Genomic DNA, 8,362 nt, shown 5'->3' with positions numbered 1-8,362 from the left:
CTTCGCCCAGCAACCAACCGGTTGCGGCGTCATAGTTCATGACGCAGGTCGAGTTTCCGTGGATGCCCATCTTTTCCTCGATCTTGCCGACCGAGACGCCGTTGCGCTCGCCCAGGCTGCCGTCGTCGTTGACAAGGAATTTAGGCACGATGAAAAGCGACACGCCCTTGATGCCCTCGGGGCCGCCGGGAACTTTCGCAAGCACCAGATGGATGATGTTGTCAGCCATGTCGTGGTCGCCGGACGAGATGAAGATCTTTTGCCCGGTGATCTTGTAGCTGCCGTCGCCCTGCGGTTCCGCCTTTGTGCGCATCAGACCCAGATCTGTGCCGCAATGCGGCTCGGTCAGGTTCATGGTGCCCGTCCATTCACAGGCAACCATGTTGGGCAGGTATTTGTTCTTCTGCTCATCGGTCCCATGCGCCAGAATGGCCGAGGCCGCGCCGTGGGTCAGGCCCTGATACATCACGAACGCCTGGTTCGCGGCGGAAAACATCTCGCCCACGGCAGTGCCCAGTACATAAGGCATGTTCTGTCCGCCGTATTCCTCGGGCATGTCCAGCCCGGTCCAACCGCCTTCCTTCATCTGCTCGAAGGCTTCCTTGAACCCCGTCGGGGTGTAGACGATGCCGTTTTCCAGTCGACACCCTTCGGCATCGCCCACCACGTTCAGCGGGTGCAGCACATTGGTCGCGATCTTGCCTGCCTCGTCCAGAACCGCACCGGTAAATTCAGGTTCCAGGTCCGAATAGCCGGGGACGTCCGAGGCGGAAACGTTCAGGACATCATGCAGGATGAATTGCGTATCCTTGGTTGGGGCGTTGTAGACGGGCATGGAAGGCTCCCAATTGTTTCAATTTTCTGAGGGGCGGGGTAGGCGTTACTCGGCCGCCTTCTTTTCTTCTTTCATCGAGGCGATGACCTTTTCGCCCCATTTCAGTTGCTCTTTCAGGTCTTCGATGGCCTGGGTCAGCTCGTCTCGGCGCAACTCCATGTCAGCAAGCCGGTCACATGCGATCTCATAGGTGCGGGTCAGCTGTGTCAGTTGCTGGTCGCCGGCGTGATACAGGTCCAGAAGTTGCCGGATTTCTTCGAGGCTGAAGCCGAAACGCTTGCCGCGCAGGATGAGTTTCAGTCGGGCGCGGTCGCGTTTGGTGAACAGCCGTTTTTGACCTTCGCGGATCGGGAACAGCAGTTCCTTGGCCTCGTAGAACCGCAAGGTGCGAGGGGTCACGTCATAGGTCTCGCACATCTCGCGAATGGTCATCAGTTCTTCATTCATGTCTCAATCTCTCAAATCACGTACCTGGTGATATCGAGTTGGCCGGGTGTCGGGCGATTTACAACATGCAATTGACGTTTACGTAAGCTAGACGCTGCGTCACTTTTTTGGTGACGTAAGATCAATTCGCGTCAGGCATCTTTCGGGAAATTTTATTTCCGCAACGTCAACCTGAAGGGGGCAAAATCGCCTTTCATTGGCGTTGTATGACGAACGTAGAAAATGGGACTGTGTCACGCTCGATCCTCCACTCGATACATGCGCCATGCTTGGCGGTCTGCCCATGTTCTGGCAACGGGTATCGTGCTCGGATGACGATGAAGTGAGAGACGGAGAGCGCCCCGTCAGGCCAGACTATTGGCGGTCTGGTCACGCAGTCGCTTCAACTCGTCCATCGCCTCGTCAAGCTGTTCGCGCTGCTGGCGCAACTCTTGCATCTGACGGTCGGCCATTTCGATGAAAGCTGACATCTGCGCCTGATTGCCCTCGTCCTCATAGATCAAGAGCCATTGGCGAATCTCTTCCAGCGGGAAGCCGAACTTGCGCCCGCGCAAAATCAGCTTCATCCGGGCGCGTTCCCGCGCGCCATAAAATCGCGAACGCCCTTCGCGGTCTGGCTGCAGCAGTTCAATATACTCGTAATAGCGCAGCGTGCGCGGCGTTACGTCGAATTCCGCGCACATCTCTTTGAATGACAAACGGGTGTCGGACATTCTGTTTCTCCTCGCCCGGCAACCTATGGTGTCGTTTCGTCATGCGCAACAGGCGGTCTTGCTCTTTGATGTCGCAGCGGCCCATAAAGGGGCACTCAACAGCAGGACCCAAGCCTATGGTCGACAAAACAAAACTCGCTCGCCAGTTCATCGAGGCCATCCCGCACGCCAAGGCGCTGGGGCTGGAGCTTGATCATATCGGTGCCGGTGAGGCCGAGATATCGATGCCTTACAACGAAGACCTGATCGGTGATCCGCGCACCGGGGTGATTCATGGCGGGGCAGTATCGGCCATGCTGGATACCTGCTGCGGTGCCGCAGTGATGAGCCATCCCTCCGCCCCCGGCGGCACCGCGACGATCGACTTGCGCATAGACTACATGCGCGCCGCGACGCCGGGCCAGCGAATTTCGACGCGCGCGACCTGTTATCACATCACCCGCAACGTTGCCTTTGTCCGTGCAACCGCCACCGATGACGATCAGGACCAACCTGTCGCCACCGCCTCGGGCGCCTTTACCGTGGAGGGCCGCTGATATGGCGCGCGCCCGTCCCGAACCGATGCAGGTGGTCAAGCAGCGCCGCGATGCCGCACTCAAGGCGCTGGTCGAAGGCGTGCCCTATATCCGCTTTCTCAACATCAGTTTCGACCGTCGCGGGGACGAGCTGACCGGGGTTCTGAATTTCGACGAAAAACACATCGGCAATCCGTTCCTGCCGGCCATCCACGGTGGCGTAACGGCGGCCTTCCTTGAGGTGACGGCGGTGATCACGCTCAGCTGGTCGCACCTGTTTCCCCGGATCGAAAGCGGCGAAATCGATCCGGAAGAGATATTGACCGACGACAATATGCGCTTTCCCAAGACCATCGACTTTACCGTCGACTACCTGCGCTCGGGCCTGCCGCGCGACGCCTATGCGCGCGCATTCATCAGCCGTTCGGGCCGTCGTTACGCCTCGGTCCGGGTCGAGGCGTGGCAGGACCACCATTCAAAGATGTTCGCCCAGGCGACCGGCCATTTCCTGATGCCACAGCCGCGATCCGAAAAAGCCTGACCCGCCATGAAGGACGCCTCGGCACCCATCACACATCGGCGGGTGCTGAAAATTGCCCTGCCCATCGTGCTGTCCAACGCAACGGTTCCGATCCTCGGGGCCGTCGATACCGGCGTGGTGGGGCAGATGGGGCAGGCCGCCCCCATCGGCGCGGTCGGCATCGGCGCGGTGATCCTCGCCACGATCTATTGGGTGTTCGGCTTTTTGCGCATGGGCACCACCGGCCTTGCCGCGCAAGCGCGCGGATTGGGCGACATGGCCGAGACCGGTGCGCTGCTGATGCGCGGCCTGCTTCTGGCCTTCGCGGCGGGGCTGGTTATCATCGTTGCGCAAGCGGCTTTGTTCTGGGGCGCTTTCGCACTGGCCCCTGCCAGCGCCGAGGTCGAGGCGCTGACCCGCACCTATCTGGAGATTCGCATCTGGGGCGCGCCCGCCACCATCGCGCTTTATGCCGTCACCGGCTGGCTGATCGCCATCGAGAAAACGCGCGGTGTCTTCGTTCTGCAAATCTGGATGAATGGTCTCAACATTGCGCTAGACCTTTGGTTCGTTCTGGGGCTGGGCTGGGGGGTTGAAGGCGTCGCCACCGCGACCCTGATCGCCGAATGGACCGGCCTCGCGCTGGGCTTGTGCCTGTGCCGCGAGGCTTTCGCCGGTGAACAGTGGCACGACTGGGCCCGCATCTTTGACGCCACCCGCCTGCGCCGCATGTTGCAGGTGAATGCCGACATCATGGTGCGCTCGGTATTGCTGACCGGGGCGTTCACCACTTTTCTGTTCGTCGGCGCTGATCTGGGCGACGTCAACCTCGCCGCCAATCAGGTGTTGCTGCAGTTTCTGGAAATCACCGCCTTTGCGCTTGACGGTTTTGCTTTTTCCGCCGAGGCGCTGGTGGGCAGTGCTGTTGGCGCAAAGGATCGCTATCAGCTGCGACGTGCCGGGATCATCGCCTCGCAATGGGGGGTGGGCGGCGCGCTCGTATTGGGAGCAGTGTTCTTTGTTGCGGGTCCGCTGATTATCGACATCATGACCACGTCACCCGACGTGCGTCTGGGCGCGCGTGACTATCTGATCTGGGCGGCGCTGGCACCGGTTCTGGGCGTCGCCAGTTGGATGTTCGATGGCATTTATATCGGCGCGACATGGACTCGCGACATGAGAATCGCAATGATCCAGTCGGTCATCATCTACGTTCTGGCGTTGTTTCTTCTGGTGCCCACGCTCGGCAACCACGGACTCTGGGCGGCGCTGATGGTGCTTAACATCGCCCGCGGTCTGACGCTGGGCCTGCGCTATCCGCGGCTGGAGGCGCAGGTGGCATGACTGTCCGACACACAGACACACGGATGTCAGGGAAGGAACAAACGGGATGAGATTCATATCCGGTTACAACGGGCGGGAACAGCAGATTGCCACGCTGTTTCAGGACACCTTCACCGCCTCGGAGGGGGAAGGGGAGGGCCGGATCATCGGTGCGTTGGTTGCCGAACTACTGGCAACAACTCCCAAGAACGACCTTTATGTATTCTCCGCCTATGCGGGCGAGGCGCTGGTTGGCTGCATCTGCTTTTCACGGCTGCACTATGCGCAGGATTCACGGGTAGTGTTCATTCTGTCCCCCGTGGCGGTCAGGACGGACCAGCAACAGAAAGGCATCGGCCAACAGTTGATCGCGCATGGGCTGGATCAGTTGCGCCTCAGCGGCGTCGACTATGTCACAACCTACGGCGATCCCGGTTACTATTCCCGGGTCGGTTTTCAGCAGATCACCGAGGATTTTGCAAAGGCCCCGCTGAAATTGAACCATCCGCATGGCTGGCTGGGACAGCCGTTGTCGTCAAAAGATGCGACGCCCCTGTCAGGGCCATCCCAATGCGTGCCGGCGCTGCACAAACCCGAATTGTGGTGAACGGCCGGGTCAATGCGCGACGCCCGGCAGTGGTGGCCGGTGCGGCAATTTCTCGGGGTTTCGCATGATATAGATCCAGTCGATCAGCCCGTCCCGATTGACCGTCAGCGTAAACACCATGTCATCTGCGCCGCCGTCCAGAACCGCCAGTGCAGGCGCGCCGTTGGCCCTGACCGTCCTGACATCGACACGCCCGACCTGTTTCGATGCGATCGACAGCAATACCTGCGCCACTTCGTCCCGGCCCGCCAATGGGCGGAACGCGGCGCGCACTTTGCCGCCGCCATCGCTGATTGCGGTGACATCGGCGGACATCAGCGATAAGACCGTGGCGCGATCCTGCGCCGCGACAGCCTGGGAAAACCGGGCCAGCATCGTGGCCGTTTCTTGTGGCTCGACCTTAAACCTCGGCCCTGCCGATTTCACCTTTTTCCCGGCGCGGCTGACCAGTTGACGGCAGGCTGCCTCGGATTTGTCCAGGACCTGTGCCAGTTCTTCGTAGTCGGCGTCAAAGACCTGTTTCAGCACGAATGCCGCGCGCTCCTCGGGGGTCAGCCGCTCCATCGCCCATAGCAACGCCAGTTCGCAATCCTGTGCCAGAGACAGATGGTCTTCGCTGCTGGCGCTCGCATCGCGCACCAGCGGTTCAGGCAACCACGGTCCGACATAGACCTCGCGCCGGTGCCGGGCCGACCGCAGCGCATCAATGGCCAACCGCATCGTCGTGGTGTGCAGCCAGCCGGCAGGATTGCCGATGGTGTCGCCTGTGATGTCGGACCAGCGCAGCCAGACCTCCTGCACGACGTCTTCGGCCGCGGCGCGTTCGCCCAGCATCCGGTAGGCCAGCGCCATCAGGCGCGGGCGTTCCTGTTCGAACCGGTCAAGTCGTGTCTTTGTCATCGGGCCGACCGTATTACAGGATGCAGTGTCTTGCCGAGTGAGATTTTCTGGCACGTCTGCCCGTGGCCCAACCCCCGTTTCATGACCGGGTAGACCCGGCCGGACGCTGCGGCATAAGTCGCCGCAATCACCGCCCTTTCGCCATGTCGCTTGCTGATTTCCAGTCGCAGGTCGTCCGCCTCGGGCAAGTCGGCGATCACGGCTTCGGCAAAACGGAACCCTAGACCAGCTTCGCCCGCGGCGTCAAAGTTGCGTGACAGGCATGCCGCAATGTGATCGGACGGTACGCCCGATTTCAGGGCAAAACCTGCGACAAGCTGCGCGCAAGGCCCGCAATCGCCGTCCAGCGTCGATGCCAACAGCGCACCGGCCCAGATTTGCGGGGCGGGTCCTGTCATTCCGCTGAACAATGACAGGCCGAAGTAGCGAAGTGCAGCACCGGGCCAAACTTCCGCGACCTGCCGCATATAGCTGGCGTCATAGTCATTGTCCTTTTCGAACTTGTTCAACATCCTGTTCAGGATAGCTCTGATCATGCCGGAACCTCCTTGAGGCGCAGTGCGAGGGCCAGGGCGACGGCGGCGGGAATGGTATTGGCAGCTATGTCGAACAAAACCGTGGCGCTGTCAGGCGATGCATGGTGGCCCCATGAGGCGACGTGAAATGCGGCATGCAAGGATGGGAATGCCGCGCCAAGCACTACGAGCGTCCGGTCGCCACGGCGCGCGCCAAGAAACAGACCGGTCGCGCTGACGAAAAAAGCAAAGCCGATATCCCGGGCAAAATGGTCGTTGAAAGGCCCGGTGGACGAGACGCCAGGAACCGAGCGATAGAATTCAGCAGGTGCAATGACCAGACCGGCGGCCAACAGCAAGAAATAGGCCGCCAATCCGATGAGGATGGATTTTGTCATAGATGTCTCCCTTCGCCTTTATGACGAAACAGGAGCACTGTTTGTGACCGCGACGAGCAAAAAAAACCGACAGAGCTTGTGCGATGGGACCCGCCGGGCTCCAGGTCGACCTAGGTAAGGTCCAGCAAAGCCTCGGGCGGGCGACCGATCGCGGCCTTGCCGTTACACAACGCGATGGGGCGTTCGATCAGGATCGGATGGGCGGCCATAGCGGCCAGCAGAACCTCATCTGCGTCCGTTTTCGACAGCTCAAGCTCCTTGAACACCTTCTCGCCGGTGCGCATCATCTCTACCGCGCGAAGCCCCAGCGCGGCTTGGGCCGCCTTCAACTCCTCAAGGCTGGGAGCATCCTCTAGGTACTTGCGCACGGTGATCGTTGCGCCGCGCTCTTGCAAAAGCGCCAGTCCCGCGCGGGATTTCGAACAACGGGGATTGTGCCAATATTCGATCACAGCCAGTCCTCTCTTTTGCTGCCCACAGCCTGCGCCACAGTGTCTAACCCGTCGCGCTTCAGCAAGTCGTCCAGCCCGTGCGCTATATCGGCGGCCAGCGACAAACCGCCATAAACCATCGCGGTATAGAATTGAACCGCCGAGGCACCCGCGCAGATCTTGGCATAGGCCTGTTCGGCGGTGCTGATGCCACCAACCCCGATCAGCGGCAGGCTGCCTTCGGTCAATTGGCTGAGACGAGCCAGAACCCGCGTGGATTTTTCGAACAAGGGCGCACCCGACAAGCCGCCTGCCTCGCCCTTGTGGACACTTCGCAAACCATCGCGCGACAGGGTGGTGTTGGTGGCAATCACCCCATCCACTCCGGTTTCGCGCGCCACATCGGCAATGTCCTGTAATTCGTCGTCTGTCAGGTCCGGCGCGATCTTCAGAAACACCGGCAAACGCTGCGGCAGGCCGTCGCGGGTTTCGATCACACCGGACAGCAGCGTGCCCAATGCCGCCTTGCCCTGCAAATCACGCAGCTTTTCTGTATTGGGGGACGAGACGTTGACCGTGGCGAAATCAAGGTATTCGGCGCAATGAGCCAGCACCTTGGCGAAATCGCTAGGCCGGTCGTCGCTGTCCTTGTTGGCGCCGAGGTTCAGACCGATCACCGCATCTTTGGGACGGCCCGCCAGCCGCTTGGCCATGACCTCCATGCCGTCATTGTTGAAACCGAACCGGTTGATTGCCGCGCGATCCTCGCTTAGCCGGAAGAGTCGTGGTTTGGGGTTGCCGGGTTGCGGGCGCGGGGTGACAGCGCCGACCTCGATAAACCCGAACCCGGCGCGCGAAAGCGGCCCCAGGACCTCGCCGTTCTTGTCGAACCCGGCCGCCAGCCCAACAGGGTTCGGCAGGTCAAGACCGGCGACGGTGGTACGCAACCGGGGTGAAGTCACAGGCCCCAGCGCGGGCGCCAGCCCCATCTTCAGGGCTCTTATGGACAGCCCGTGCGCCGCTTCCGGATCCATCCGGTGCAGGGCGGCCAACCCCAGTTTTTCGATCATCTTCATCCGAATGTCTTTCCACTTTGGGCCGGGGCGCAGCGGATCAGGCGCGAGGTCGCCAACGCCGCCTGCCGGTGCACCACGGCCT

At 61.0% G+C, this 8,362-nt stretch carries 12 protein-coding genes; 4 read left to right on the top strand and 8 right to left on the bottom strand.

Annotation, left to right across the window (positions count from 1 at the left end; all coding sequences use genetic code 11):
• The 3 genes from AC2FNB_RS19630 to AC2FNB_RS19620 form a co-directional block, all read right to left on the bottom strand.
• A partial coding sequence (locus AC2FNB_RS19630; protein ID WP_496748495.1) for an acyl-CoA dehydrogenase family protein occupies positions 1-835 on the bottom strand: 835 nt, incomplete at its 3' end.
• Between the two features lie 45 nt (positions 836-880).
• Positions 881-1,282 (bottom strand): MerR family transcriptional regulator, encoded by a 402-nt coding sequence (locus tag AC2FNB_RS19625; protein ID WP_480751236.1) that lies wholly within the window; start codon positions 1,280-1,282, stop codon positions 881-883.
• A 344-nt stretch (positions 1,283-1,626) separates the two neighbouring features.
• Positions 1,627-1,995, bottom strand: a complete 369-nt coding sequence (locus tag AC2FNB_RS19620; protein WP_496748494.1) for a MerR family transcriptional regulator — start codon at positions 1,993-1,995, stop codon at positions 1,627-1,629.
• Positions 1,996-2,111: 116 nt separating this feature from the next.
• Here AC2FNB_RS19620 and AC2FNB_RS19615 point away from each other — a divergent pair, with 116 nt between their 5' ends.
• From AC2FNB_RS19615 to AC2FNB_RS19600, 4 genes are read left to right on the top strand one after another with little or no spacing between them, the layout of a single operon-like run.
• Entirely contained in the window at positions 2,112-2,531 is a 420-nt protein-coding gene (locus tag AC2FNB_RS19615) for a PaaI family thioesterase (protein ID WP_480751238.1), read from the top strand.
• 1 nt (position 2,532) lies between these two features.
• The gene (locus tag AC2FNB_RS19610; protein WP_480751239.1) at positions 2,533-3,051 is read left to right on the top strand and encodes a PaaI family thioesterase; all 519 of its coding nucleotides are present in this window, start codon (positions 2,533-2,535) and stop codon (positions 3,049-3,051) included.
• A 6-nt stretch (positions 3,052-3,057) separates the two neighbouring features.
• Complete coding sequence (locus AC2FNB_RS19605; protein WP_496748493.1) at positions 3,058-4,374, top strand: MATE family efflux transporter; 1,317 nt, start codon at positions 3,058-3,060, stop codon at positions 4,372-4,374.
• A gap of 46 nt (positions 4,375-4,420) precedes the next feature.
• Entirely contained in the window at positions 4,421-4,960 is a 540-nt protein-coding gene (locus AC2FNB_RS19600; RefSeq protein ID WP_496748492.1) for a GNAT family N-acetyltransferase, read from the top strand.
• A gap of 9 nt (positions 4,961-4,969) precedes the next feature.
• On the opposite strand, the gene sigJ is transcribed toward AC2FNB_RS19600, so the two are convergent.
• The 5 genes from sigJ to AC2FNB_RS19575 all read right to left on the bottom strand — a co-directional run bounded on the left by sigJ (position 4,970) and on the right by AC2FNB_RS19575 (position 8,280).
• Positions 4,970-5,860 carry an RNA polymerase sigma factor SigJ gene (gene sigJ / locus AC2FNB_RS19595; RefSeq protein ID WP_480751245.1) on the bottom strand — a complete coding sequence of 297 codons (891 nt, stop codon included), beginning with the start codon at positions 5,858-5,860 and terminating at the stop codon, positions 4,970-4,972.
• The gene (locus AC2FNB_RS19590) at positions 5,857-6,396 is read right to left on the bottom strand and encodes a hypothetical protein (RefSeq protein WP_496748491.1); all 540 of its coding nucleotides are present in this window, start codon (positions 6,394-6,396) and stop codon (positions 5,857-5,859) included. Before AC2FNB_RS19590 ends, sigJ begins: the two co-directional genes overlap by 4 nt.
• Positions 6,393-6,773, bottom strand: coding sequence for a hypothetical protein (locus AC2FNB_RS19585; RefSeq protein ID WP_496748490.1), 381 nt, complete (start codon positions 6,771-6,773; stop codon positions 6,393-6,395). Before AC2FNB_RS19585 ends, AC2FNB_RS19590 begins: the two co-directional genes overlap by 4 nt.
• Before the next feature lie 110 nt (positions 6,774-6,883).
• Complete coding sequence (arsC, locus tag AC2FNB_RS19580) at positions 6,884-7,225, bottom strand: arsenate reductase (glutaredoxin) (RefSeq protein ID WP_480751249.1); 342 nt, start codon at positions 7,223-7,225, stop codon at positions 6,884-6,886.
• Complete coding sequence (locus AC2FNB_RS19575; protein ID WP_496748496.1) at positions 7,222-8,280, bottom strand: quinone-dependent dihydroorotate dehydrogenase; 1,059 nt, start codon at positions 8,278-8,280, stop codon at positions 7,222-7,224. Before AC2FNB_RS19575 ends, arsC begins: the two co-directional genes overlap by 4 nt.
• Positions 8,281-8,362 lie beyond the last annotated feature (82 nt).

The organism is Ruegeria sp. BHSB058, assembly GCF_059613285.1.
The sequence above is the reverse complement of the archived record's forward strand: the minus strand, read 5'-3'. Positions and strand labels throughout refer to the sequence as shown.